Annotated in this window: 22 protein-coding genes; 12 read left to right on the plus strand and 10 right to left on the minus strand. The window is 67.5% G+C overall.

Translation table 11 applies throughout. The features are described 5' to 3' along the window. Positions 1–6 precede the first annotated feature (6 nt). The 4 genes from ASE61_RS18960 to ASE61_RS18975 all read right to left on the minus strand — a co-directional run bounded on the left by ASE61_RS18960 (position 7) and on the right by ASE61_RS18975 (position 3,884). Positions 7–867 carry a TIGR01459 family HAD-type hydrolase gene (locus tag ASE61_RS18960; protein WP_061969563.1) on the minus strand — a complete coding sequence of 287 codons (861 nt, stop codon included), beginning with the start codon at positions 865–867 and terminating at the stop codon, positions 7–9. Next, on the minus strand, positions 867–1,805 hold the full coding sequence (locus ASE61_RS18965) for a sugar kinase (RefSeq protein ID WP_061969564.1): 939 nt from the start codon (positions 1,803–1,805) through the stop codon (positions 867–869). The genes ASE61_RS18960 and ASE61_RS18965 overlap by 1 nt, the downstream gene beginning before the upstream one ends. A gap of 123 nt (positions 1,806–1,928) precedes the next feature. Then, a complete protein-coding gene (locus ASE61_RS18970; protein WP_061969566.1) occupies positions 1,929–3,173 on the minus strand; it encodes a hypothetical protein in 1,245 nt (414 codons plus the stop codon). A 123-nt stretch (positions 3,174–3,296) separates the two neighbouring features. Then, positions 3,297–3,884, minus strand: a complete 588-nt coding sequence (locus ASE61_RS18975) for a DUF1134 domain-containing protein (protein WP_082617556.1) — start codon at positions 3,882–3,884, stop codon at positions 3,297–3,299. Positions 3,885–4,178: 294 nt separating this feature from the next. On the opposite strand from ASE61_RS18975, the gene ASE61_RS18980 reads away from it, so the two are divergent. Beyond that, the gene (locus ASE61_RS18980; protein ID WP_061969568.1) at positions 4,179–4,736 is read left to right on the plus strand and encodes a YHS domain-containing (seleno)protein; all 558 of its coding nucleotides are present in this window, start codon (positions 4,179–4,181) and stop codon (positions 4,734–4,736) included. A 5-nt stretch (positions 4,737–4,741) separates the two neighbouring features. Here the strand turns inward: ASE61_RS18980 and ASE61_RS18985 are convergent, their stop codons facing one another. Beyond that, complete coding sequence (locus ASE61_RS18985) at positions 4,742–5,575, minus strand: 3'(2'),5'-bisphosphate nucleotidase CysQ (RefSeq protein ID WP_061969570.1); 834 nt, start codon at positions 5,573–5,575, stop codon at positions 4,742–4,744. A 125-nt stretch (positions 5,576–5,700) separates the two neighbouring features. Here ASE61_RS18985 and chpT point away from each other — a divergent pair, with 125 nt between their 5' ends. The 6 genes from chpT (at position 5,701) to ASE61_RS19015 (ending at position 12,069) form a co-directional block, all read left to right on the plus strand. Next, positions 5,701–6,342, plus strand: a complete 642-nt coding sequence (gene chpT, locus ASE61_RS18990) for a histidine phosphotransferase ChpT (protein WP_061969571.1) — start codon at positions 5,701–5,703, stop codon at positions 6,340–6,342. Between the two features lie 109 nt (positions 6,343–6,451). Then, on the plus strand, positions 6,452–9,082 hold the full coding sequence (locus ASE61_RS18995; protein WP_061969573.1) for a chemotaxis protein CheW: 2,631 nt from the start codon (positions 6,452–6,454) through the stop codon (positions 9,080–9,082). Then, complete coding sequence (locus tag ASE61_RS19000; protein ID WP_061969575.1) at positions 9,079–9,582, plus strand: chemotaxis protein CheW; 504 nt, start codon at positions 9,079–9,081, stop codon at positions 9,580–9,582. The genes ASE61_RS18995 and ASE61_RS19000 overlap by 4 nt, the downstream gene beginning before the upstream one ends. Positions 9,583–9,612: 30 nt before the next feature. After that, positions 9,613–9,978: a response regulator gene (locus ASE61_RS19005; RefSeq protein WP_038359309.1), complete on the plus strand. Its 366-nt coding sequence runs from the start codon at positions 9,613–9,615 to the stop codon at positions 9,976–9,978. Positions 9,979–10,066: 88 nt separating this feature from the next. After that, on the plus strand, positions 10,067–11,182 hold the full coding sequence (gene cheB, locus ASE61_RS19010; protein WP_061969577.1) for a chemotaxis-specific protein-glutamate methyltransferase CheB: 1,116 nt from the start codon (positions 10,067–10,069) through the stop codon (positions 11,180–11,182). Then, positions 11,179–12,069: a CheR family methyltransferase gene (locus ASE61_RS19015; RefSeq protein WP_061969578.1), complete on the plus strand. Its 891-nt coding sequence runs from the start codon at positions 11,179–11,181 to the stop codon at positions 12,067–12,069. The genes cheB and ASE61_RS19015 overlap by 4 nt, the downstream gene beginning before the upstream one ends. Before the next feature lie 314 nt (positions 12,070–12,383). Here ASE61_RS19015 and ctrA read toward each other — a convergent pair whose 3' ends face one another. Continuing rightward, a complete protein-coding gene (ctrA, locus tag ASE61_RS19020) occupies positions 12,384–13,085 on the minus strand; it encodes a response regulator transcription factor CtrA (protein WP_047580924.1) in 702 nt (233 codons plus the stop codon). Between the two features lie 436 nt (positions 13,086–13,521). Between ctrA and fliI the strand changes: the two genes are divergently transcribed. Both fliI and ASE61_RS19030 read left to right on the plus strand, forming a co-directional pair. Then, entirely contained in the window at positions 13,522–14,868 is a 1,347-nt protein-coding gene (fliI, locus tag ASE61_RS19025) for a flagellar protein export ATPase FliI (protein ID WP_061969580.1), read from the plus strand. A 31-nt stretch (positions 14,869–14,899) separates the two neighbouring features. Then, the gene (locus ASE61_RS19030) at positions 14,900–15,253 is read left to right on the plus strand and encodes a DUF1304 domain-containing protein (RefSeq protein WP_061969582.1); all 354 of its coding nucleotides are present in this window, start codon (positions 14,900–14,902) and stop codon (positions 15,251–15,253) included. A gap of 7 nt (positions 15,254–15,260) precedes the next feature. Here ASE61_RS19030 and ASE61_RS19035 read toward each other — a convergent pair whose 3' ends face one another. Beyond that, the gene (locus tag ASE61_RS19035) at positions 15,261–16,478 is read right to left on the minus strand and encodes an MFS transporter (RefSeq protein ID WP_061969583.1); all 1,218 of its coding nucleotides are present in this window, start codon (positions 16,476–16,478) and stop codon (positions 15,261–15,263) included. Between the two features lie 338 nt (positions 16,479–16,816). On the opposite strand from ASE61_RS19035, the gene fliJ reads away from it, so the two are divergent. Next, entirely contained in the window at positions 16,817–17,221 is a 405-nt protein-coding gene (gene fliJ / locus ASE61_RS19040) for a flagellar export protein FliJ (protein ID WP_061969585.1), read from the plus strand. A gap of 54 nt (positions 17,222–17,275) precedes the next feature. On the opposite strand, the gene ASE61_RS19045 is transcribed toward fliJ, so the two are convergent. Further along, positions 17,276–17,890, minus strand: coding sequence for a GNAT family N-acetyltransferase (locus tag ASE61_RS19045; protein WP_061969587.1), 615 nt, complete (start codon positions 17,888–17,890; stop codon positions 17,276–17,278). Between the two features lie 193 nt (positions 17,891–18,083). Between ASE61_RS19045 and ASE61_RS19050 the strand changes: the two genes are divergently transcribed. Beyond that, the gene (locus tag ASE61_RS19050; protein WP_061969588.1) at positions 18,084–18,467 is read left to right on the plus strand and encodes a DUF305 domain-containing protein; all 384 of its coding nucleotides are present in this window, start codon (positions 18,084–18,086) and stop codon (positions 18,465–18,467) included. 159 nt (positions 18,468–18,626) lie between these two features. Beyond that, complete coding sequence (locus ASE61_RS19055; RefSeq protein WP_061969590.1) at positions 18,627–19,664, plus strand: lysylphosphatidylglycerol synthase transmembrane domain-containing protein; 1,038 nt, start codon at positions 18,627–18,629, stop codon at positions 19,662–19,664. 59 nt (positions 19,665–19,723) lie between these two features. Here the strand turns inward: ASE61_RS19055 and ASE61_RS19060 are convergent, their stop codons facing one another. Beyond that, the gene (locus ASE61_RS19060; protein ID WP_082617558.1) at positions 19,724–20,611 is read right to left on the minus strand and encodes a DMT family transporter; all 888 of its coding nucleotides are present in this window, start codon (positions 20,609–20,611) and stop codon (positions 19,724–19,726) included. An 83-nt stretch (positions 20,612–20,694) separates the two neighbouring features. Next, positions 20,695–22,824: a flagellar biosynthesis protein FlhA gene (gene flhA, locus ASE61_RS19065; RefSeq protein WP_061969592.1), complete on the minus strand. Its 2,130-nt coding sequence runs from the start codon at positions 22,822–22,824 to the stop codon at positions 20,695–20,697. Positions 22,825–23,030 lie beyond the last annotated feature (206 nt).

Raw genomic sequence — 23,030 nt, forward strand, 5'->3', positions numbered from 1 at the left:
TTCATCTCAGGCCAGAGCGCCCATCGCTGCGATCGGCTGGACGGGCAATCCGTCCAGCACCTTGGCGAGGCCGGCCGGATCGACCTCCCCGCCCCGCATCGTCTCGTCACGATGGATGCCGCCAGCGATGAACAGGCTGTCGAAGCCCATCAGGCGCGCGCCAGCCAGGTCGGTGCGGACGGCATCGCCGATCACCAGCACCTTGCCGGGCTCGACCGGCCGCCCACCGCGCGCATCGGCCGCTGCCGCGAGCGCGAGCTCATAGGCCGGGCGATAGGGCTTGCCGGCCCAGGCGACGGAGCCCCCGAGTTCCTCATAGATCGTCGCGAGCGCACCGGCGCAGGGCAGCAGGTCCTCGCCGACATGCACGACAAGATCCGGGTTGCCGCAGATGAAGGGCAGGCCGCGCCGGGCGAAGCGCTCGAGCAGCGGCCGGTACTGCTCCGGCGTCTCGGTGCGGTAGTCGTTGAGCTCGGTCGCGACGACGATATCGGCCGGCTCTTCACCGACAAGCGCGACGTCGAGCCCGTCGAACACGGCCCGGTCGCTCTGCCAGCCGATGTGATAGGCGCGCTTGTGATGGCTCTGCGCGATCAGGGCGCGCGTGACGTCGCCGGAGGTGACGAGCCGGTCCCAGGCCTCACGCGGCACGCGCTTGGCATCGAGCAAACCGGCGACCTGCTTCGACGGCCCCGGCGCATTCGAGAGCAGCACCACCGTGCCGCCGCGCTCGCGATAGGCCATCAAGGCCTCGCAGGCAGGCTCCAGAGCCCAGAGCCCGTCATGCACGACGCCCCAGACATCGCTGATCAGCACATCGTAGCGGGCGAGAAGATCGCCCGCCCGCTTCAGAACCGGAACACTCATCAGGAACGCGCCTCCGCGGCGATACGCGCCTCGACATCGGCGCGGCGCGGCAACGGCGCGACCGCGCCATAGCCCTGCGTCGACAGCGCCGCCGCGACATTGGCGTAGGCGCCCGCAGTGAAGGCATCGCCCGTGCGCAGATACTCGGCGAGGAAGGCGCCGTCATAGCAATCGCCAGCGCCGGTCGCGTCGATCGCATCGACCTTGATCGGCCGGAAGCGTTCGCGCCGGACCGGCGTCGCCACCAGCGAGCCCTCATGGCCAAGCGTCAGCGCCACGACCCGCGCGCCGAGACCGAGATAGAAATCGACGATGGCATCGGGATTGTTGAGCCCTGTGAGCTGCGTCGCGTCGTCGAGGCCGGGCAGGATGATGTCGGCCATGGCGCAGGCGGCATGGATGATCGCCTTCGCGCGGGTCAGCGGCCAGAGCTTCAGGCGCAGGTTGGTGTCGTAGGCGGTGAGCACGCCCGCCTTGCGCGCGGTCTCGAACGCCTCGAACACGGCATCGCAGGCGTCGGCCGAGATCGCCTGGCTGATGCCGGAGGCCTGGATGATGCGGGCGGAGCGGATCAGGTCGCGCGGCAGGTCGCGCGGGCCGTAGAAGCTCGCAGCCGAGCCGGCGCGCAGATAGGAGAAGACATGGCCCGACGGGCCGTGATCGACGAAATACAGGCCTGTCGGAGCAGTCGGATGGGTCGAGACATGCGTGTCGTCGACGCCCTCGCGCTGCCACAGGCCCCGGATCGAATGGCCGGCGCTATCGTCGCCGAGCGCGCCGAGATAGCCGACCGACATGCCCTGCCGCGCCGCCGCTACGGCGCAATTCGAGGTATCGCCGCCATGGCCGAACTGGAAGGCGCCGCTTTCGGCACGGGTCGCATTGAACTCGCCGAGCGGTTCGCCGAGGCAAAGGAGATCGAAGCGGCTGTCGGTCACGTTTCAAACCATTCAGATGGCGCGGGAACGCCGGGAACACGGTCTTCCTAGAGCATCGAATGGCAAAGTGAAATCCAGGGCGAGGGAAGAATTCGATCGCCGGAGGTGCCCGGCGCCAGCCACCTATTCCGCCGCTTCCCGCTTCGGCGCCGCGCTCATCAGCCGGTCTGCCAGCTTGACGATCTCCTGGCGAAGCGCCGCGTCATTGGCTCCCGCACTCCCGGCCCGACGCAAGGCCGAGATGTCATCCATGAGCTGGGTCCGGTCGGCTCTTGCCTGGGTCAGCGCGCCCTGCAGCGTCTGAAGCTCGGCCCGCAGCATCTCGATCTGGCTCTCGCGTTCGTTCTGAGCATCCTGCAAGGTCGCGATCTCCTCCCCGTTCCGCCGCTTGGCCGCCTCATGGTCGCTCCTGGCGGCGGCCAGTGCCAGATCCAGCGCTCCGCGCATGTCCTTTGTCGCGGCATGCTCGGCCTGCTCCTGCCGGAGCTGCGCTTCGAGCTGCCGCGCCGCCACCTCTGCCGCGCTGGCACGGGCATCGGCGGCGGCGAGCCCGGCCTCGGCCTGTGCGGCGCGCGCGTCGAAGGCATCCGCCCGCACCCGCTCGCCATCGCGCTCGCCGGTCATCGCGGAAAGCGCCGCCTCGCTGGAGGCAAGGCGCTCCTCGGTCAGGGCAAGCTTGCCGGCAAGTTCGTCGCGCTTCCCCTGCAACACCATAAGGCGGGTCCCGCCCTCGACCTGCTCGACGCGCAGCTTCTCGGCATGGCTGCGGCTCTCGGCCAGTTCCCGCTCGCGCTCTGCGAGCAAGCTCTCGACCCGGCCGACGGTCTCGCGCTCCTGCGCCAGCTCGCCATTGCGCGCGACCAAGTCGGCGCCGGTGCCTGTCAGGGCCGCGCGCGTCTCTTCCAGATTGCGTTCGAGGCTGGCGAGATCCGCCACCCGCTTCTCCAGCGCAGCCGTCGTTTCGCCATGGCCGGAGCGCTCGCTCGCGAGCGCGGCCTGCGTATCGGAAAGCGCGCTGCGTGTCGTTGCGAGATCGGCCTCGAGGCCGCCGATCCGGGTATCGCGCTCACCGAGCTCGCGCTCCAGCCGCCCGATCGTCATGTCGCGCCGGCCGAGCTCCTGCATCGCACCGGCCTTGGCGGCAAAGCCGCGTTCGGCATCCTGCTCGGCCGAGCGCATGCGCAGGGCAAGCTCGGCGCGTAAATGGTCGCGGTCAGCGGCGATTTCGGCGAGCGACAAGGGGAACGCTGCTTCGGCTCGCTTGCGCGCCAGCCGGTCGGCCCGCCGCGCCAGCGCCGGCACGGCTGCGAGAGCCAGCAAAGCCGCGCAGAGGAAGCCGAGCGCGAACAGCATGGCGGCTTCGATCAAGTCTCAAGGCTCCCGGCGATGCAGCATGGGCTCAGGCCGAATCTGCCATGCCAGCCATGTCATGGCCAGAGATAGTCGCCCGAACGTGAGGGCAACCATCTTTCGGCACCGTACGCCCCGCGGCTAGAACGGGTTCCAGGTCGCCTGCGGCGTGAACTTGAGATAGCCGAGATTGACGCCGAGCCGCCAGCCGACGCCGGTGCGGATCGGCACGACCGTAATGCCCTCCGCCGTCAACGCGGTGAAGCCGAAGCCGCCGATGAAATAGGCCGATCCGTCCACCCCGGCGAAACGCTGGTAGAGCGCATCGACCGCCGGCAGGTTGTAGACCAGCATCATCGTGCGCGCGCCCTCGCCGCCGAAATCGAAGCCGATCGACGGACCCTGCCAGAACACCCGGCGGTCGCCGGCATTGCGCGTATAGAGCTGGCCCTCGCCATAGCGCAGCCCACCGACGAAGGCGCCGGAGGCCTCCTGACCGAGGACATAGCCGTTCGGCTCGCCCCAGCGTCGTACCGCTTCCTCGATCGCCAGCGCGAGGCCGCGCGAGACGTTTCCGAAGAACTTGTGGCCGGAGCCGACGAGCTCGTTCTGGCTGAACGACTGCTGGTTCTGGTAGTTCTGGGCGCGCGCGCCCAGCGGCAATCCGCTCACGCTCGCGCCGGCCATGGCGAGACCGGCCTTGATCAGGTTACGGCGGGTCTGGGTCATCAGCGACATCTCCAGGCAGGGCGCCAGACGAGGCAGAGCGCCGGGGCGGTTCGATCGTCCGTCCGCTCGGCACCGGCGGCGGCTGCGCGGCAGCCGGCTCGGAATGGATGCGATACGGGCCGGGGGGCGGGCCGATCCTGGGCTGTCCGCCGCCCGGCCGGGCGTCGAAGCATGACGTCCGGCGAATGCGAATCAATTCGGTAACGGATTTGATACGCCGCAAATCTATCCAAGGCGTGAAGATTCCGGAGAGCCGATCGGCCCGGGATGGGACTTACCTGAGGATTTGATGCGATGAAGGCCGCAACAAGGCAGCGCTGGATGTCGCTCGCCGCCGCTGCCGTCTCGCTCGCCTTGATCGGACCGAGGGCCCTTGCCAGCGCGCCCTCGGTCGCGCCGGAAACCACAGCGTCCAACCCTTTCCCGGCCCTGCCCTCCGGCTTGCCCGACCTGCCCTCGCTTGGCGAAGTGATGCAGCGGGACCTGCGCACCGGCCTCGCCATCAACGGCTTCGATCCCGTCTCCTATCGGCTTGGAGCCAAGCCCGCGGCGGGGCGCGCCGAATACGAGCTCATCCAGGATCGCTTCGTCTGGCGCTTCGCCTCGCAGGCCAATCTCGAAGCCTTCCGCGATGCACCGGAGGTCTACATGCCTGCTTTCGGCGGCTTCGACCCGACCGGCGTCGCCAACGGCGTCGCCGTCGACAGCGACCCCAGCCAGTTTGCGGTCATCGGATCACGCCTGTTCCTGTTCCGCTCCGCCGCCAACCGCCAGCGTTTCCTGCAGAATGCCGGCTTGCTGGCGCAGGCCGAGAGCCGCTGGAACGCGGTCCTGCGCTTCGTCGCGCGCTAGAAAGCTTAGCCGCCGCAATCCCCGGCGATGGCCTGGCGCGCCAGGGCCTCGCTCGATGCCGCCACGAAGGGCGGGTTGCGGAACTGCCGCTCGCTGCGGCCGTAATCGGGTAAGGCGCCGTCCAGCGTCAGCACGATCCCGCCCGCTGCCGACAGGATCGCGTCCCCGGCAGCGATGTCCCATTCCATCGTCTGGCCGCAGCGGACATGCAGGTCCGCCTCGCCCGAGGCGATCATCCCGAACTTCACCGCCGACGAAACCGGGATGCCCTTGCTGCAGCACATGGATGCCGCGATGCCGTCGCTGCGGCCGTCGCCATGGAAGCGGCTGACCAGCGCGACCGGCCCCTCGCCCGGGACGGCGCGCACGCTCGTCGGCCGGGCCGCGCCCAGAAGGGCGCCGTCGGGGCCGAAATCCTGGACATAGGCAGATGTGCCGGAGAACCAGAGCCGCCCGGTCGCCGGGGCAGCGATCGCACCCGCGATCGGCCGGCCATCGCGGACCACCGCGATCGCAACGCAATAGCTGTCGCCGCCCGCGAGGAACTCGCGCGTGCCGTCGAGCGGGTCGAGCAGGATGAAGATGTCGCCGGGCGCCGGGTTCTGCGCCGTCTCCTCGCTGACGATCGGAAAGCCGGGCAACAGGCGCGCCAAGGCCTCCTTGGCGGCATGATCGGCCGCAAGATCGGCGGAGCAAACCGGCGAGCCGTCGCTCTTGAGCGTGACGTCGCGCGCCGTCCGCTTCGCCAGCAGGACGGCTGCGCTCAACCCGGCGGCTTCCGCCAATTTACGCCCCAGCCCGTCGCGGTCGCGCAGGCGGGGATCGTCACGGCCGATCATCGCGGCCCATCCTTCTCATAACGGTCCCGATATGGCGATTAACCACATGAAAACCAAGATAGCAGCATATCGAACGACAACGACGCCTCAATCCGGCGCAACCCCGTTTCCAGGACCTCGCCCCCATGACCGCCATCTCGCTCGAGCCGCTCGATCTGGCCGCGCTTCTCTGCAGCCGCGTCTGCCATGACGTGATCAGCCCGGTCGGTGCGATTGTCAACGCTCTCGAGGTTCTGGAGGAAGACGATCCGTCGATGCGCGATTTCGCGCTGGAGCTGATCAAGAAGAGCGCGCGCGCCGCCTCGGCCCGTCTGCAATTCGCCCGCCTCGCCTTCGGTGCGGCCGGTTCCGCCGGCGCGATGATCGACCTCGGCGACGCCGGCAACGTCGCCAACGGCTTCCTCAACGACGAGAAGCTCTCGCTCGACTGGGACGCGCCGCGCGCATTGCTGCCGAAGAATCAGGTCAAGCTCCTGCTCAACCTCCTGGTCATCGCGACGCAGGCCGTGCCGCGCGGCGGCAAGCTCGTCTCCCGCGCCACGGTCGAGGGCGAGCAGGGCACGTTCGAGATCACCGCGACCGGCTCGCATGCCCGGATTCCCGCCCATGTCGAGGAGCTTCTGGCCGGGCGTTCGGAAACAGGCACGATCGACGCCCATGCCGTCCAGCCGCTCTATGCCGGCATGGTCGCCCGGGCTGCCGGGATGGGCATCACCTTCGCCATCGAAGGCGACACGGTGACGATCAAGGCCGCCAAGGCAGACTGAAAGAAGACGGATTGAGCGGTCGTTACCGGTCGAGACACGATCTCAACCGATCATAAACCGTTCTCCTGCTTTAGTTCCTGCAGCGTTCCGCGTTGAGTGAAGTTCCTGCATGGACGAGTTGCTGCAAGAGTTCCTGACGGAGACCGGCGAGAATCTCGACACGGTCGATCGGGAACTCGTTCGCTTCGAGCAGGACCCCAACGACCGCGATATCCTGCGGAACATTTTCCGGCTGGTCCACACGGTCAAGGGCACCTGCGGCTTCATCGGCCTGCCGCGGCTGGAAGCCCTGACCCATGCCGCCGAGTCGGTGATCGGGCAGTTCCGCGACGGCGCCACCGTCAATTCCATCGCCGTCACGGCAATCCTGGAGACCATCGACCGGATCAAGGACATCCTGGCCGAGCTCGCCGAGAAGGGGCAGGAGCCCGAGGGCAACGACGAGACGCTGATCGGGGAATTGTTCGCCCTCGCCGAATACGCCAAGGGCGAGCTGAAGCAGCAGCCACCGGCACCTGACAGCGTGCTGGATCCGGTCGCAGCCTATCTCGCCCGTCACGGCCAGGTCGCCGCCAGCCCGGCGAACGTCGAGGACGTCGTCTTTCGCAGTGCGCCCGGCCCGCAGCGCGGGCGCGATGGCCGGATCGAGGGCAGCGAGACCAGCGCCGCCACCGAGGAGACCCAAAGCCCGTCCCGCAGCGGCGGCCCGGCCACGTTGCGCGTCAATGTCGACACGATCGAGCACCTGATGACGATGGTCTCGGAGCTCGTGCTGACGCGCAACCAGCTACTCGAAGTCGCACGGCGGCAGGAGGATGCCGGACTCAAGGCCCCGCTCCAGCGCCTGTCGCTGATCACCGCCGAACTGCAGGACGGCGTGATGAAGACGCGGATGCAGCCGATCGGCAATGCCTGGTCGAAGCTGCCGCGCATCGTGCGCGACCTCAGCGCCGAACTGGGCAAGCGCATCGAATTGCTGACGGACGGCGCCGAGACCGAACTCGACCGCCAGATCCTCGACCTGATCAAGGATCCGCTGATCCACATGGTCCGCAACTGCGCCGACCACGCGATCGAACTGCCGGCAGACCGGCGCGAGGCCGGCAAGCCCGATCACGGCACCATCCGGCTCGCCGCCTATCACGAGGGCGGCTCGGTCACCATCTCGATCGCCGATGACGGCCGCGGCCTCGATATCGACCGCATCCGTCGCAAGGCCGTCGCCAAAGGTCTCGCGACCGAGGCCGAGCTGGAAAAGCTCAGCGACGCGCAGATCAGCCGCTTCATCTTCCATCCCGGCTTCTCCACGGCCGATAACGTGACCGCGGTCTCGGGCCGCGGCGTCGGCATGGACGTCGTCAAGGCGAATGTCGATTCGATCGGCGGCACGGTCGATGTCGCCAGCCGCCCCGGTCTCGGCACGACCATCACCATCAAGATCCCGCTCACGCTCGCGATCATCTCGGCGCTGATCGTGGTCGCCGGCGAGGATCGCTATGCGATCCCCCAGATCGCGGTGCGCGAACTGGTCCGGGCCAAGGCCGGCGACGAGAACCGCATCGAGGAGATCAACGGAGCCCCGGTGCTGCGGCTGCGCGGGCGCCTGCTCCCGATCGTCTCCTTGCCGGGGCTGATGGCCTGCCCCGGTGGGGAACAGGCCGGGCGGGCCGATGGAGAAGGCTTCATCGTCGTCACCCAGATCGGCGAACGGCAATTCGGCATCCTCGTCGACAGCGTCTTCCACACCGAGGAAATCGTGGTGAAGCCGATGTCGAGCAAGCTACGCCACATCCACCTGTTTTCCGGCAACACCATCCTCGGCGACGGCACCGTCGTCCTCATCGTCGATCCCAACGGCGTCGCGCGCCTGGTCGGGGCGGCCGCCTCCGAGAACACGGAAAACGAACCGCGCGAGGCAGCAGCCGAGGTGCATCGCGGCGAGCGCACGACGATGCTGGTCTTCCGCGCCGGCGCCGGCAACCTCCAGGCCCTGCCATTGTCGCTCGTGACGCGGCTTGAGGAGATCGAGGCTGGCGAATTCCAGCGCAGCGGCAGCCGGACGCTGCTGCATTATCGTGATCGCCTCGTCCCGGTGACGCCTGTCGCGGACACCCGATTGCGCAGCGAGGGCATCCAGCCGCTGGTCATCGTTTCGAATGGCGACCTCACCGTCGCGCTCGCCGTCGAGGCGATCGTCGATATCGTCGAAGACACCTTCGAGCTCGAGATGGCGGCGGCGGGAGAGCGCGGCATCATCGGCTCGGCCATGATCCGCGGCCGTGCCACCGACATCCTCGACCTCGCCCATTACCTGCCGCTGAACGAGCCCGGCTGGTTCGCGGCCGGGCGGAGCGCGGAGCCTTCCGGCCGCATCCTGCTGGTCGAGCCGTCCGATTTCCTGCGGGACATGCTGACCCCCGTGCTGAAGGCCTCGGGCCGGATCATCGCCACGCTGGCGGATTTCAGCGCGGCGAGCCTCGCCGCCGCCGGCGAGCCGATCATGTCCGCGCTGCTCGATCTCGATCGCGACAGCGACGCCGCCTTTGCCTTTGCGGCAGCCCTGCGCGAACGCGCCAAGGGCGAGCGCCTGCGCATCCTCGGCCTGACCACCTGCGCCACGCCCGACCTGCATATGCGGGCGGCCCAGGCCGGTTTCGACGACATCCTCGCGAAATTCGACCGCCGGGCCCTGCTGAGCGAGCTCAATGCGGCCGGCACCGAGCTGAGGCATGCGGCATGAGCTCAAGCGCATCCCCTCCTCCCGTGCCTGCCGCGCCCGGCTTCGGCAACTCGCTCGACTACGTGACGATCCGCGTCGGCGAGCAGCTCCTCGGCCTGCCGATCGGCCGGGTCCAGGACGTCTTCATCGCAAACCGCATCACGATCGTCCCGCGCGCACCTGACGAGATCGTCGGCCTGCTCAATCTGCGCGGACGGATCGTCACCGCGATCTGCCTGCGCAAGCGGCTCGGACGGCCCGTCACCCTCAAGCTCGACGGGCAAGGCCGCACCGAGCTGACGGCGATCGGCATCGACCATGACGGCGAGGCCTATGCGCTCATCGTCGACGCGGTCGGCGAGGTCATCCGGCTCGACCGTTCCACCTTCGAGCCGCTTCCGGTTCATCTCGATCGCGTCTGGGCGGCGCTGGCGACGGGCATCCATCGCCTGGCCGACGAGCTTCTTGTCGTCCTCGATCTCGACGCCGTCCTCGATCTCGACCTTCGCAGCGCGGCCTGACGGCGGCGCCACAGTTCTGGAGACCCAGCCATGAAATACTGCCTCGTCGTCGACGACTCAGCGGTGATCCGCAAAGTGGCTCGCCGCATCCTCGAAGGGCTGCAGTTCCGCATCGCCGAAGCCGAGGATGGCGCGCGCGCCATCGACGCCTGCAAGGGCGAGATGCCGGATGCCGTCCTGCTCGACTGGAACATGCCGATCATGGACGGCTACGAGTTCCTGCGCACGCTGCGCCAGATGCCGGGCGGAAAGCGACCCAAAGTGGTCTTCTGCACCACCGAGAACGACATCGCCCATATCGCGCGCGCCATGCATGCCGGTGCCGACGAATACATCATGAAGCCCTTCGACAAGGAGATCGTGGCTTCGAAATTCCATCAGGTCGGGTTGCTCTGAGCGAAGGCGCGCCGGTGCGGCTGCGCATCGGGCTTTCCTCGCGTGAAATGCCTTCGCCCCTGCAGCCGGCTCAGTGAGAAACATACCGATGTTGTCTCCTCTCGCGATCCCTGCAAGCCCCGCATCGCGGCACAAGACCGTGGTGATCGCCGACGATTCCGTCGTCGTGCGCGGGCTCTTCGCGCGCTGGCTGGGAGAGGCGGGCAATTTCCACGTCGTCGCCGTCGCCGGTGACGGCGAGACCGCGGTCGCACACGCCACCCGCTTCAAGCCCGACGTCATGGTGCTCGACCTCGACATGCCGGGCGTGGACGGAGTGGCCGCCCTGCCGCAGATCCTCAAGGAAAGCCCAAACACGGGCGTCCTGCTCGCCGCGACGCTGAACGAGCGCAATACCCGCCTCGCGCTGGAATGCATGACCCGGGGCGCGATGGACGTGGTCTCCAAGCCGGACAGCCGCAGCGGCATGACCCTGTCGCTCGATTTCCGCAGCGAATTCCTGCTCAAGCTCGGCAATATCGTCCACACGCCGGTCAAACCCGGCTCGCTGCCACCGGAGATCGATACCGACTTGCCGCATACCGGGCCGGTTAATCTGCGCCCGCTCGTCTCGGTGATGCCGCGCTATCTCGTGATCGGCGCCTCGACCGGCGGCCCCCGCGCCGTCGCCAAGGTGCTGTTCGACATCGGCGAGGGCCTCAACGACCTGACGACGGTCGTCGTCCAGCACATGCCGCCGCTTTTCACTGCTTCCTTCGCCGAGCAGGTCGCCAACCATATCGGCGTCCCCGCCCGCGAGCCGTTCGACGGCGAGCGATTGATGCGCGGCACCGTCTATATCGCGCCCGGCGGCCGCCATCTCGGCATCGACCGCCGGCTCGGCCATATCGTCGCGCGCATCGGCGACGAACCCCCCGTCAATTTCTGCCGACCTGCCGTCGACGTGCTGTTCGGCGATGCCGCCCGCCATCTCGGCCCCGCCGCGCTCGGCCTCGTCCTCACCGGCATGGGCAGCGACGGCACCGACGGCGCCGGCGCGCTGCGCAAGGCGGGAGCCGCCGTCATTGCCCAGAACGAGCCGAGCAGCACGATCTGGGGCATGCCGGGCTCGGTCGTGCGCGCCCGCCATGCCAGCAGCATCATCGCGCTCGACGAGATCGGTGCCTCGATCCGCTGCCTCGTACGCGGGGTGCAGCCGGCATGACCGAAGCCGACTTCTCCTTCCTCTGCCTGCTGCTCCAGCAGCGCTCCGGCCTGTCGCTGACCGCGGACAAGCGCTACCTCGCCGAAAGCCGCCTCGGCATCCTCTGCCGCCGGCGCGGCATCGCCGACATCGAGGCGCTCGTCCGCCAGCTCCGGATGGCCCGCGACCCGGCTCTGGAGAGCGCCGTGGTCGATGCCATGACCACCAACGAGACCCTGTTCTTCCGCGACCAGACGCCATTCAACCTGTTCCGCGACGTCATCCTGCCCGAACGGCTGGCCGCCAACGCCGCCAGCCGTTCGCTGCGGATCTGGTGCGCGGCCGTCTCCAGCGGCCAGGAAGCCTATTCCCTGGCCATGCTGATCGACGAGCTCGGCGAGCGGCTCGCCGGCTGGAAGATCGAGATCCTGGGAACGGACATCTCCGCAGAGATCCTGGAGAAGGCCCGGGCGGGCATCTACAGCCAGTTCGAGATCCAGCGCGGCCTGCCGATCCAGATGCTGCTGAAACATTTCCAGCAGGCCGGAGACAAGTGGCAGGTCTCGCAGCGCATCCGCGCGATGGTCGAGTTCAGGCAGCACAACCTGCTGGAGCGCAACGACCCGTTCGGCCGGTTCGACGTGATCTTCTGCCGCAACGTCCTGATCTATTTCGACGTGCCCACCAAGGTGAAGGTCCTGGAGCAGCTCGCCCCGCGCCTCGTGCCGGACGGAGCCTTCCTGCTCGGCGCCGCCGAGACCGTGCTCGGGTTGGCGACGAAGTTCGTCTGCGACCCGCAGCACCGAGGCCTCTACCGGCACGCTGCGATGGCTCCTCCGCTCGCCTCCTCCCCGGCGCCGGACTTTCGTCCGCGCCCTGCCGCCGTGGCCACCGCTCTACGGGGCTGAGCTCTGCCGCCCAAAGAGACTTCGCCTGTCGAGACGCTCTTGAATGCGAGCCGCTCCGTCATGGTCAGGCTTGTCCCGACCATCCACGTCTTCGCTGATTGAAGACTGGGTTCAAGACGTGGATGCTCGCCACAAGGGCGAGCATGACGGCAGGAAACGATCGAGAGCCAAGTCGTTACGCTTGCTCCACAAACAAAAACCCCGCCTCTCGGCGGGGTCCCCGTCGACCTGTCGTGTACATCCGACGATCAGGTCAAGAACTGGTATGACGTCGCTTCATGACCGCCCGATGACGAACCGGCCACCGGAATGCGTCAGGCCGGGATGCGCTCCTCGGCCTCGGACGGCTCGCGCAGCACATAGCCGCGGCCCCAGACGGTCTCGATGTAGTTCTTGCCGTCCGACGCGTTGGCGAGCTTCTTGCGGAGCTTGCAGATGAAGACGTCGATGATCTTGAGCTCGGGCTCGTCCATGCCGCCGTAGAGATGGTTGAGGAACATCTCCTTGGTCAGCGTCGTGCCCTTGCGGAGCGAGAGCAGCTCCAGCATCTGGTATTCCTTGCCGGTCAGGTGGACGCGGGCGGCATCGACCTCGACCGTCTTGGTGTCGAGATTGACGACCAGGTCGCCGGTGGTGATGACCGACTGGGCGTGGCCCTTCGAGCGGCGCACGATCGCATGGATGCGGGCGACGAGCTCGTCCTTGTGGAACGGCTTGGTGAGATAGTCGTCGGCGCCGAAGCCGAGGCCCTTCACCTTGTCCTCGATGCCGGCGAGGCCGGAGAGGATCAGGATCGGCGTCTTGACCTTGGCGACGCGAAGCGAGCGCAGCACCTCGTAACCCGACATGTCGGGGAGGTTCAGGTCGAGCAGGATGATGTCATAATCGTAGAGCTTGCCGAGATCGACGCCCTCTTCACCGAGATCCGTCGTATAGACGTTGAAGCTCTCCGATTTGAGCATGAGCTCGATGCTTTGAGCGGTCGCGCTATCGTCCTCGATCAGCAGAACCCGCATGTCCACGTCCCCAATTTCGCCCGCAGGGCAGGTTTGACCGTTGTTTCCGCCCGGACCCGTTCGGCCCTGGACGACGACGCACTTGCCCAATGAAACGCCACGCGACACGCTACGAGGAAACTGGTTAACAAACCGTGATTCCCGAGCGCAAGCGCTTCCTCGGAGAAAGTGAACGATCCTTGTCGAGGTGAGTCGAATTTGACACGGATCGCTGAACTTCTCGGCCGCGAAAGCGCCTTTCGCGGAGGGTTGCCGCGGGAAACAGCGCCATAATGGCTCTGCGACACGTGGCAGCCTCGATCCACAGTGTTAATCACAGAGCTTAACAGCTGGTAAATGAGCGCAATTTGTTAGGAACCCTTACCAAATCATCCACAGGACCGGCTGGCCGCGAATTCGGTTGCCCTCACGCTGCCGGCGAAGTTGAATCATCCCGATGAATTCCCCGTCCCACGGCCACGATCGCCTCTCCGCCCTGGCCTCCGCCATCGAGCATCTCGAAGGCGTGACCGTCTATGGCCGCGTCATCGGCGTGCGCGGCCTGCTCGTCGAGGTTGCCGGCCCGATCGGCGCGATGAGCCTGGGCGGGCGCGTCGGCATCGAGATCGCGCCGGGCACGCGGGTTCCCTGCGAGGTCATCGGCTTCTCTGGCGACAAGGCCCTGGTCATGCCCTTCGGCGGGCTCGACGGCGTCCGCCGCGGCTGCCCCGTCCATGTCGACCGCGCCCAGCCCGGCCTGAAACCGACATCCGCCTGGCTCGGCCGTGTCGTCGATGCGCTCGGCCGCCCGGTCGATGGCGGTCCGCCTCTGCCGCAGGGCGACACGCTCTTCGCCTTCCGTAACGATCCCCCGCCAGCCCATGCGCGGCGCCGCGTCGGCCATCCGCTCGATCTCGGCGTGCGCGCCCTCAACACCTTCCTGACCTGCTGCGTCGGCCAGCGCATGGGCATCTTCGCCGGCTCCGGCGTCGGCAAGTCCGTGCTGCTCTCGATGCTCGCTCGCTATGCACAGGCCGATGTCAATATCATCGGCCTCGTCGGCGAACGCGGCCGCGAGGTGCAGGAGTTCCTCCAGGAGGATCTCGGCCCGCAGGGTCTCGCCCGCTCGATCGTCGTCGTCGCGACCTCCGACGAGCCCGCCCTGATGCGCAAGCAGGCGGCGTTGACCACGCTCACGCTGGCCGAATATTTCCGCGACCGCGGCCTGCAGGTGATGTGCCTGATGGATTCGGTGACGCGCTTTGCCATGGCGATGCGCGAGATCGGCCTCGCGGCCGGCGAGCCACCGACGACCAAGGGCTATACGCCGACCGTCTTCGCCGAACTGCCGCGCCTGCTCGAACGCGCCGGCCCCGGTGTCGGCGACGGCGCGATCACCGGCCTCTTCACCGTGCTGGTCGATGGCGGCGATCATGACGAGCCCGTCGCCGACGCGGTGCGCGGCATCCTCGACGGCCATATCGTGATGGAGCGTTCGATCGCCGAGCGCGGCCGCTACCCGGCGGTCAACATCCTGAAATCGGTCTCTCGGACCATGCCGCGCTCCTGCGACCCGGCCTATTACCCCGTCGTGCAGAAGGCGCGCTCCACGCTTGCGACCTATGCCGACATGGAGGAGCTGATCCGGCTCGGCGCCTATCGCCAGGGGGCCTCGGCCGAGGTCGACGAGGCGATCCGCCTCCATCCGGCACTGGAGGCCTTCCTCAAGCAGGCCAAGGACGACGCCACCCCGCTGGGCGAATGCTATACCCGCCTCGCCGCCATCATGAGCGGCAGCGTCTGATGCTCGCCTCCCGCCGCAGGATGCCCGCCCGATGATCGCAGCGCTTCTGACCGGCCTCGTCGCCCTCATCCATGTCTATATCGTCATTCTGGAGATGGTCTGGTGGGACACCCCGCGCGGACACAAGGCTTTCGGGCTCGCGCCCGACTTCGCCGCGCGCTCGAAGGTGCTGGCCGCCAATCAGGGACTCTATAACGGCTTCCTCGTCGCCGGCCTGGCCTGGGGGCTCTGGCTCGGGCCGGAAGGCTTCGCGATCAAGCTGTTCTTCCTGGCCTGCGTCCTCGTCGCCGGGCTCTTTGGGGCGGCGACCGCCAGCCGCAAGATCCTCTATATCCAGGCCCTGCCCGCCGCGCTCGCCATCGCAGCGCTGATGGCCGGGATCTGAGCGGGTCTCAGCCCCGCGCCACCATCCGCACCAGCGCGAACATAGCGACGAAGCCGATCGCCTGGATCGCGGCGGAGACGATCAGCGTCGGGCTCGCGCCGAGCCGTTCGACCATCACCGCGAAAAGCAGCGGCGCGGCTGAGAACGCCATGTTCTGCGGCACGGTGAGCTTGCCGAGCATCGCGGCGAAGCCGTTGCGGCCGAACAGGGCGAGCGGCAATGTCGCGCGCGCGACCGAGATCACGCCGAGCGCCGCGCTAAACAGCACGACGAAGGCCGCTGCAGTCATGATCGTCATCGGCACGATGGGCAGCAGGAGGCACAGCGCCGGCCCCAGCAGCAGGCCGAACAGCGCGACCTTCTCCGCCGGCAGCCGCTCGCCCAATGTCGCGTCGATGGCGCGCGCGGCCAGCGTTGCAGGGCCGCTCAGCGTCGCGACCCAGACGGCCTCGCCCTGCGTCAGCCCCGCCTCCTGGAACAGGGTGATCAGGTGCAGCGGCAGCCCCCAGGAGACGAGCCCGCTCGCGGAGAAGGCGAGCGCCACCAGCCAGAACGCCGCCCGGCGCGAATGCGCTGCCACGCTGCCGTGCTCCCCTGCCAGGCCCGCTCCCGGAACGGCCGTCGGCGCAGCCGCGGGCGCCGGCACATGCCGGTAGCGCGGGATCGCGGCGTAGATCGGCAGCACGATGACGAGCTGCATCGCGGCGAAGGCGATGAGCGTCATCCGCCAGCCGAAGGCATTCATCAGCACGGCGGTCAAAGGCCAGAACACGCTGGAGGCAAGGCCGGTGACCAGCATCATCAGGCCGATCACGCGCCGCGTCCGATCGCCCATCAACTGGGCGATGGTGACATTGCCGGTATTGGCCAGCGACATCGCATGGCCGAGCCCGATCACGAACCAGCTCGCGAGATAGCTCACCGGCCCCTGGGCCTGCGACAGCACGCCGAGCCCCAGCGCGCAGATCACCGCGCCGATGCACATCGAACGGCGCGTACCCTCGCGGTCGAGCACGCGTCCGATCGCCGGCGCGACCAGCGCCCCGGTGATGAGCAGGATGGTGATGCCGCCGAAGACGATCTCGGCGTTGAGCCCGATCTCACGGTCGAGTGCGCCGACCAGCACCGAGGGCGAATAGAAGGTCGAGCCCCAGCCGATGATGCGGGTCAGCGCGAGGCCGAGAAGCAGGGGACCGTGCCCGCCGAAACGAGAAGAGGCAGCCAAGACAGGATATCCGCGGGGGCAGGAGGCCGGACGGCCAATACAGCTCACGTTCACTAGACCATCCCGACAACCAGTGGCAGCAGCCCCGACGCGCCCGGATCATGCGTAAAAGGCAGCCCGTTTCGGTAAGGAAAGGTCAACCTCCTTGCGCCATGTTGCTTCTCGTCTCGCGGATGGAGTTCGGGCGCATGTCGAGGGGTCGGCGGTGCCCGTAGCATCGGACCGAAAAGTGGAATCCACCTTTCGAAAGCCGATGTGATGACAACTGGATTGACTGCCGTTGCCGTGTCCTGACGGGCGCGCGGGGGCCTAGGGCGTAATCAGGAGTTGAAAACCACATGAAGTCGCGAGAGACGCTTCTTCGCCTCAAGCGCTTCCAGGTCGACGAGAAGCGTCGCCGGGTAAGCCAGATCGAGATGATGATCGCCGATTTTCATCGGATGGCTGGAGATCTCGATCGCGAGATCCAGGCCGAGGAATCCCGCGCCGGTATCGCGGACCCCGCCCATTTCGCCTATCCGACCTATGCCAAGGCCGCGCTCGGCCGCCGCGACAACCTGCGCCAGTCGGCCGACAACCTGAAGGGCCAGCTCGACGAGGCCAAGGCCGAATTGCAGGAGGCCTTCGAGGACATGAAGAAGGTCGAGATCCTCGACGACCGCGAGCGCGCCTCGGAGCGCGCGGCGGAAGCCGCCCGCGACCAGGCCACCATGGACGCGATCGGGTTGCGCTCGCGCGCCTGAGACCGGTTCGGAAAATTCAAAAAAAGGGCGGTGTCCTCCGGACGCCGCCCTTTTTCATGCGATGACGGGATGGTGCGCGACGGAGTCGCGCCGCAGCTTCCCGGTCAGGCGCGGATCGTCGTCGACCTCGACCCCGCGCTTGAACACCGTGAAGCCCGAGCGTTGATAGAAGGCGAGCGCGGCGGGGTGGTCGAGCGTGCAGGTATGCACCCAGAAGCGCGAGATCGGCCTGGCCCAGGCCAGCGCCAGCGCCCGGTTCATCAGCCAGCGCCCCGCCCCCTTGCCCACAACCGGCTCGTCCAGCCCGAAGAAGGCGAGCTCGCCCTCTCCCGGCACCCGGAAATCCAGTTCGAGCAGGCCGACATCGCGCCCCTCGAAGCGAACCGCGTAAACCGTGATGGCGGGATCGGCGAAGACAGCCTCGATCTCGGCCTGCGGCTTGGTCAGGCGGCTGAACCACATCCAGCGCTCGCCGAGCAGCCGATAGACGCTCAGATAGCGCGCGATCTCGGAGCGCGCGATCGGTTCGAGCGAGAAACCTTCGGTGCCCGCCGGATCGGGACGCTGCGGCGGCCGCTCGAACATTTCCAGCGAGGTCACGATCGTCGCGATCTTGCCGGGCGGCAGGTCGGTCGTTCCGGTCAGGGTGATGGTCAGGCTCTGGGACATGAAGGGGTTCAACGGCTCGTCGGGGAATCTGCCGCGATCATGACATGATCGAGGTCGAAAGATCACTGCACGCCGATGCATGCCCGGCGTCACGGCATCGCGCGCCATCCCGCCTCCTCGGCCGAATATCACGATGGATCGAAGCACCACTGCGGTGCGTTCCGCATCAACGCCCAATTGAGGACCAGACCAGATGAACCGCACCGCCATCGCCCTGGCAGCTCTCCTGGCGGCCGGCCTGCTCGCCGGCACGGCCCAGGCCCAGCAGCCTCACGGCGGCCATGGCAGCCACGGCGCGCCCGCCTCGTCGAAGGCTGGCGACAGCGCCTCGACCAAGGCCTATCGGGACGCCAACATGAAGATGCATAAGGACATGGACATCCCCTATTCCGGCGATGCCGATGCCGATTTCGTCCGCGGCATGATCCCGCATCACCAGGGCGCCATCGACATGGCCAAGGTCGTCCTCGCCCATGGCAAGGACCCTGAGATCCGCAAGCTCGCCGAGAACGTCATCCGCGACCAGGAGAAGGAAGTCGCGATGATGAAGGACTGGCTGAAGAAGAACGGCAAGTAGCCGTCTCTCCGCTCGCTTGACCTTGGGCGAGAGCGAACGTCTTCGGGCGCTTGCCCTCGCCCTTCCCCGCTGGCAGAGAGGGGGAAGGTTCGCGCCGCAGCGGTGACGACGTGGGCCACCCGCTACCCGTCACCAACCTGTCCTGAGCCCGCGGCCTCCATGAAGCGTTATCTCGACTATCTCTGGCCGATCATCGGGCTCGTCGCGGTCGTCTGGTCCGTCGAATTGCTCTGGAGCAAGCTCAAGCTCGAGGCCGGAACCGACGCCAGGATCGAGGCGCTGCTGGAGAATGCCGGCCTCTGGCAGAGCGTCAAGATCATCGCCCACCGCATCGGCCACAAGATCGCGGTCATCCCGCCTGACGCCTTCTTCCACGCGGCGCTTGCGACCCTCGTCGCCTATGCTGCGCTCGCCTGGTACGACCGCATCGCGCTGATCCATCTCGGCAAGGAGAAGAACATCTCCTGGCCCTATATCTCGCTCTGCTCCTTCGTGACCTATGCGCTCTCGCATAATATCGGCGCCTCGGTCTTCTCGGGCGGCATGGTGCGCTACCGGGCCTACACGGCGAAAGGCCTGACGGCGGCCGAGGTTGCTGTCCTCGTCGCGCTCTGCTCCTTCACCTTCGCCTTCGGCACGATCTTCCTGATGGGTCTCGTGCTGCTCTACGAGCCGCAGATCCTGCATCCGCTCGAGCGGATGTCGAAATGGTTCGCGATCACCGACAGCACCGCTCGCTGGATCGGCGTCGGCATGCTCGCCTTCGCCGCGCTCTACACGATCGGCTCCTGGCTGCAGTTCAAGCCGTTGAAGATCGGCAAGCTCGAGATCATCTATCCGCGCCTGCCGATCGTCGCCAGGCAGTACCTCGCGGCCCCGATCGAGCTCGCGGGCGCGGCCGGCATCATCTATTTCGCGCTGCCTGAGCAGGGCAATCCGGGCTTCCTGATCGTGCTCGGCGCCTTCCTGCTCTCGTTCTCGGCCGGGCTCCTGAGCCAGGTTCCGGGCGGCGTCGGCGTGATGGAGGCGGTCTTCCTCGCGGTGATGCCCGGCGTGCCGGCGCCGGCCGTCTTCGCCGCCCTGCTGATCTGGCGGCTGTTCTATCTCATCCTGCCGCTGGTGATCTCGCTGCCGATCGTGCTCGCCTTCGAACGGGCGCAACTCAAGCGCAGCACCCGCATTGCTCCGCCGCCATAGCATCGGCCCGAAAAGTGGGAACCGGTTTTCGGGGCAAGCCGATGTGCTGACAGGCCTTGTCAGCGCTTGAGCGCGATTGCCGCCGCGCCGAACATCAGGAGCGCGCCGACGGCTTCCGACCAGCCGAAGGGCTCGCTCAGCGCGACGACACCGACCGCAACCGCGATGGCGGGGCTGACGAAGGCGTAGAGCCCGGCGCGAAAGGCGCCCCAGTCGCGCAGCAGCCGCATATAGATGGTGAAGCCCATCAGCGAGCCGCCGACGATCAGGAACAGTACTGCCGGGAGCACCGGCCAGCTCGCCAGCGCCCGGATATCAGCGAAGCTGACGGGCTCCAGCGCAAGCGAAACCGCGGTCAGGCCGATGCCGCCGATCAGCGTCTGCCAGCCGGCGAGCGTCAATGTCGGCATCGTCCCGGCGATCGGCCGGGAGAGAACGGCGCCGACGCAGTAGAACAGCGTACCGGCCGCCACCGCCGCGAGCCCGATCATCTCCATCGGATCGCCCTGCGTGGCCGAAAGGCCTCCCAGTGCCCGCGTCGCGAACAGGAAGCCGAGGCCCACGGTTCCGAGCGCGATCGCCACGAGTTTGCGTCCGTCGATCCGCACACCCTCGATCGCCCGGCTCGCCAGCAGCGTGTAGATCGGGATGGTCGCGAAATTGACGATGGCCGCGAGCCCGGTCGGGGCATGCTTCGTGCCCCAGAACAATAGCGTGTAATTGGCGGTGTTGAGCAGCAGCGCCGTGCCGACCAGCCGGGGCCAGGCGTCAACAGGCACCTTGGGAGCATCGCGACCGGCCCAGAGCAGCATCAGCAGGCCGGCGATCGAGAACCGCGCCGCGGCCAGGAAGACCGGCGGGACATGCATGGAGCCGACCTTGACCGGTAGCCAGGTCAAGCCCCAGACGAGGCACATGACGGCGAAGAGGGCGGCGTTGCGCGACATGATGTCCGATTAGCCGCAGCTCAGGGCGCTGACCATTGCGCCGCGGGCATCGCGCCCCCGTGGAAACCGGAGGCGGGAAGGCGTCAGACGCTGCCGACAGTCTTCAGCCGCACGCGCGGGTGGATCTCGGCCTGCGACAGCACCGGCGTCTCCCGGCGGAAGCGCTCGATGATCTGGCGGGCGAAGGGCCGCGCCATCGCCGAGGTGACCAGCGCCGGCATCTCGCCAATGCGCGCCGCGTCCTCGAACTTGTCGCGGACGTGATGCACGAACTCCTGCAGCCGCGAGGGCTGCATGGCGAGGTGGCGGTCCTCGCCCTGGCCGATGATCGACTCGGCGAAGACGCCTTCCCAGGCCGGCGACAGCGTGATGATCGGCAGGACGCCCTGCATGTTCGAGAACTGGGCGCAGATCTGGCGGGCGAGCCGCGCGCGGACATGCTCGGCGATCTCGCGCGGGTTGCGCACGCTGGCCGCGACCTCCGCGACACCTTCGATGATCGTCGGCAGGTCGCGGATCGAGATGCGCTCGGAGAGCAGGAGCTGCAGGACGCGCTGGATGCCGGTGGTCGAGATCTGGCTCGGCACGATCTCCTTGACGAGATCGGCATGGTCCTTCGGCAATTCGCGCAGGAGCTTCTGCACCTCGGAATGGGAGAGCAGCTCCGGCATGTTCGACTTCAGCACCTCGGTCAGGTGCGTCGAGATCACGGTCGCGGCGTCGACCACGGTGTAGCCGCGCAGCTGCGCCTCGTCCTGCAGTGCCGCGTCGATCCAGGTCGCCGGCAGGCCGAAGGTCGGCTCCAGCACGTTGTGGCCCGGCAGGTTCACCGCCCCGCCCATCGGGTCCATCGCCATGTACTGGCCGGCATAGACGATGCCCTGGCCGGCATCGATCTCCTTGATCTTGATGAAGTAGTGGTTGGCCTCGAGCTGGACATTGTCGACGATGCGCACCGCCGGCATGACGAAGCCGAGCTCGGCCGCGAGCTGACGGCGCAGCGCCCGGACCTGGTCGGTCAGCCGGTCCTGGCCGCTCGGCGCATTGACCAGCGGCAGCAGCCCGTAGCCGATCTCGATCTTGAGCTCGTCCATCTTGAGCAGGTCGTTCAGCGTCTCCTCGCGCGGCGTGCCGTCCGCCGCGACCGCGCCGCCGGCCTGCGCCGCATCGGTCATGCCTGCTTGCGCCTCGCGCTCCTTCGCCGCCCGCCCGAAGCGGTAGGCGAGGAAGCCCGCGCCTCCGGCCAGCAACAGGAAGGGCATCATGGGAATGCCAGGCAGCAGCGCGATCAGCAGCATCACCGCCGCCGACATGCCGAGCGCCTTGGGATAGCCCGAGAGCTGCTTGCCGAGCGCCTTGTCGGCGGCACCGCGCACGCCCGCCTTCGAGACGAGCAGGCCGGCTGCGGTCGAGACGATCAGCGCCGGGACCTGGCTGACGAGGCCGTCGCCGACGGTGAGCATGGTGTAGTTCGTCGCCGCCTGGCCGAAGCTCAGCCCCTGCTGCGCCACGCCGATGATGATGCCGCCGAGCACGTTGATGAAGGTGATCAGCAGGGCCGCGATCGCATCGCCGCGGACGAATTTCGAGGCGCCGTCCATCGAGCCGAAGAAGGAGGATTCGTCCTCCAGCGCCTTGCGGCGAACCTTGGCGGTGTCCTGGTCGATCAGGCCGGCGGAGAGGTCGGCGTCGATCGCCATCTGCTTGCCGGGCATGGCGTCGAGGGTGAAGCGCGCCGCGACCTCGGCGATGCGGCCCGAACCTTTGGTGATGACCACGAAGTTCACGATGATCAGGATCGTGAAGACGATCACGCCGATCACGAAATTGCCGCTCATCACGAAGCCGGCGAAGGCCTCGATGACATGCCCCGCCGCCGCCGTGCCCTCATGGCCATGGGCGAGGATGAGGCGCGTCGAGGCGAGGTTGAGCGCCAGCCGGAACATGGTGACGATCAGCAGCACCGTCGGGAAGGCCGAGAACTCCAGCGGCTCCTCGATGAAGAGCGCGGTCATCAGCACCAGCACCGACACGATGATCGACAACGCCAGCATCAGGTCGAGCAGGACCGCCGGCATCGGGAAGACGAGCACCACCAGGATGCCCATCACGCCGATGGCGAGGAACAGGTCGGGACGGTTGAACAGCTTTGCGAGCGCCCCGCGATCGGGGATGGCGAACCCTCTGCCCTGCCCTGCCGTCACATCGGTCATCGACCGCCCCGCCCCACGCCTCACGCGCCCCGAAGCAGGGCGCAGCTCGGCAATTCTTGCCGGGTTCATGGTGAACGAATTGTTAAGAAACGGATTAATACCCTGTCGGAACCATCCGATGAACGGCTGGTTGTCAAAACGCCGCGTTGTGGCCGCATTCGCCGGCCCCACTCGGCACAGGGAGGGCGGGACTTCGCCCATTCCCG

This window comes from Allobosea sp. Root670, from assembly GCF_001429415.1.
Lineage (GTDB): Bacteria > Pseudomonadota > Alphaproteobacteria > Rhizobiales > Beijerinckiaceae > Allobosea > Allobosea robiniae.

Excerpts from the sequence above, each read along its gene's own strand:
- ASE61_RS18960 (WP_061969563.1), bottom strand. The coding sequence starts at position 867 with ATGAGTGTTCCGGTTCTGAAGCGGGCGGGCGATCTTCTCGCCCGCTAC.
- ASE61_RS18975 (WP_082617556.1), bottom strand. The coding sequence starts at position 3,884 with ATGACCCAGACCCGCCGTAACCTGATCAAGGCCGGTCTCGCCATGGCC.
- ASE61_RS18980 (WP_061969568.1), top strand. The coding sequence starts at position 4,179 with ATGAAGGCCGCAACAAGGCAGCGCTGGATGTCGCTCGCCGCCGCTGCC.
- ASE61_RS18985 (WP_061969570.1), bottom strand. The coding sequence starts at position 5,575 with ATGATCGGCCGTGACGATCCCCGCCTGCGCGACCGCGACGGGCTGGGG.
- chpT (WP_061969571.1), top strand. The coding sequence starts at position 5,701 with ATGACCGCCATCTCGCTCGAGCCGCTCGATCTGGCCGCGCTTCTCTGC.
- ASE61_RS18995 (WP_061969573.1), top strand. The coding sequence starts at position 6,452 with ATGGACGAGTTGCTGCAAGAGTTCCTGACGGAGACCGGCGAGAATCTC.
- ASE61_RS19000 (WP_061969575.1), top strand. The coding sequence starts at position 9,079 with ATGAGCTCAAGCGCATCCCCTCCTCCCGTGCCTGCCGCGCCCGGCTTC.
- ASE61_RS19005 (WP_038359309.1), top strand. The coding sequence starts at position 9,613 with ATGAAATACTGCCTCGTCGTCGACGACTCAGCGGTGATCCGCAAAGTG.
- cheB (WP_061969577.1), top strand. The coding sequence starts at position 10,067 with ATGTTGTCTCCTCTCGCGATCCCTGCAAGCCCCGCATCGCGGCACAAG.
- ASE61_RS19015 (WP_061969578.1), top strand. The coding sequence starts at position 11,179 with ATGACCGAAGCCGACTTCTCCTTCCTCTGCCTGCTGCTCCAGCAGCGC.
- ctrA (WP_047580924.1), bottom strand. The coding sequence starts at position 13,085 with ATGCGGGTTCTGCTGATCGAGGACGATAGCGCGACCGCTCAAAGCATC.
- fliI (WP_061969580.1), top strand. The coding sequence starts at position 13,522 with ATGAATTCCCCGTCCCACGGCCACGATCGCCTCTCCGCCCTGGCCTCC.
- ASE61_RS19030 (WP_061969582.1), top strand. The coding sequence starts at position 14,900 with ATGATCGCAGCGCTTCTGACCGGCCTCGTCGCCCTCATCCATGTCTAT.
- fliJ (WP_061969585.1), top strand. The coding sequence starts at position 16,817 with ATGAAGTCGCGAGAGACGCTTCTTCGCCTCAAGCGCTTCCAGGTCGAC.
- ASE61_RS19045 (WP_061969587.1), bottom strand. The coding sequence starts at position 17,890 with ATGTCCCAGAGCCTGACCATCACCCTGACCGGAACGACCGACCTGCCG.
- ASE61_RS19050 (WP_061969588.1), top strand. The coding sequence starts at position 18,084 with ATGAACCGCACCGCCATCGCCCTGGCAGCTCTCCTGGCGGCCGGCCTG.
- ASE61_RS19055 (WP_061969590.1), top strand. The coding sequence starts at position 18,627 with ATGAAGCGTTATCTCGACTATCTCTGGCCGATCATCGGGCTCGTCGCG.
- ASE61_RS19060 (WP_082617558.1), bottom strand. The coding sequence starts at position 20,611 with ATGTCGCGCAACGCCGCCCTCTTCGCCGTCATGTGCCTCGTCTGGGGC.
- flhA (WP_061969592.1), bottom strand. The coding sequence starts at position 22,824 with ATGACCGATGTGACGGCAGGGCAGGGCAGAGGGTTCGCCATCCCCGAT.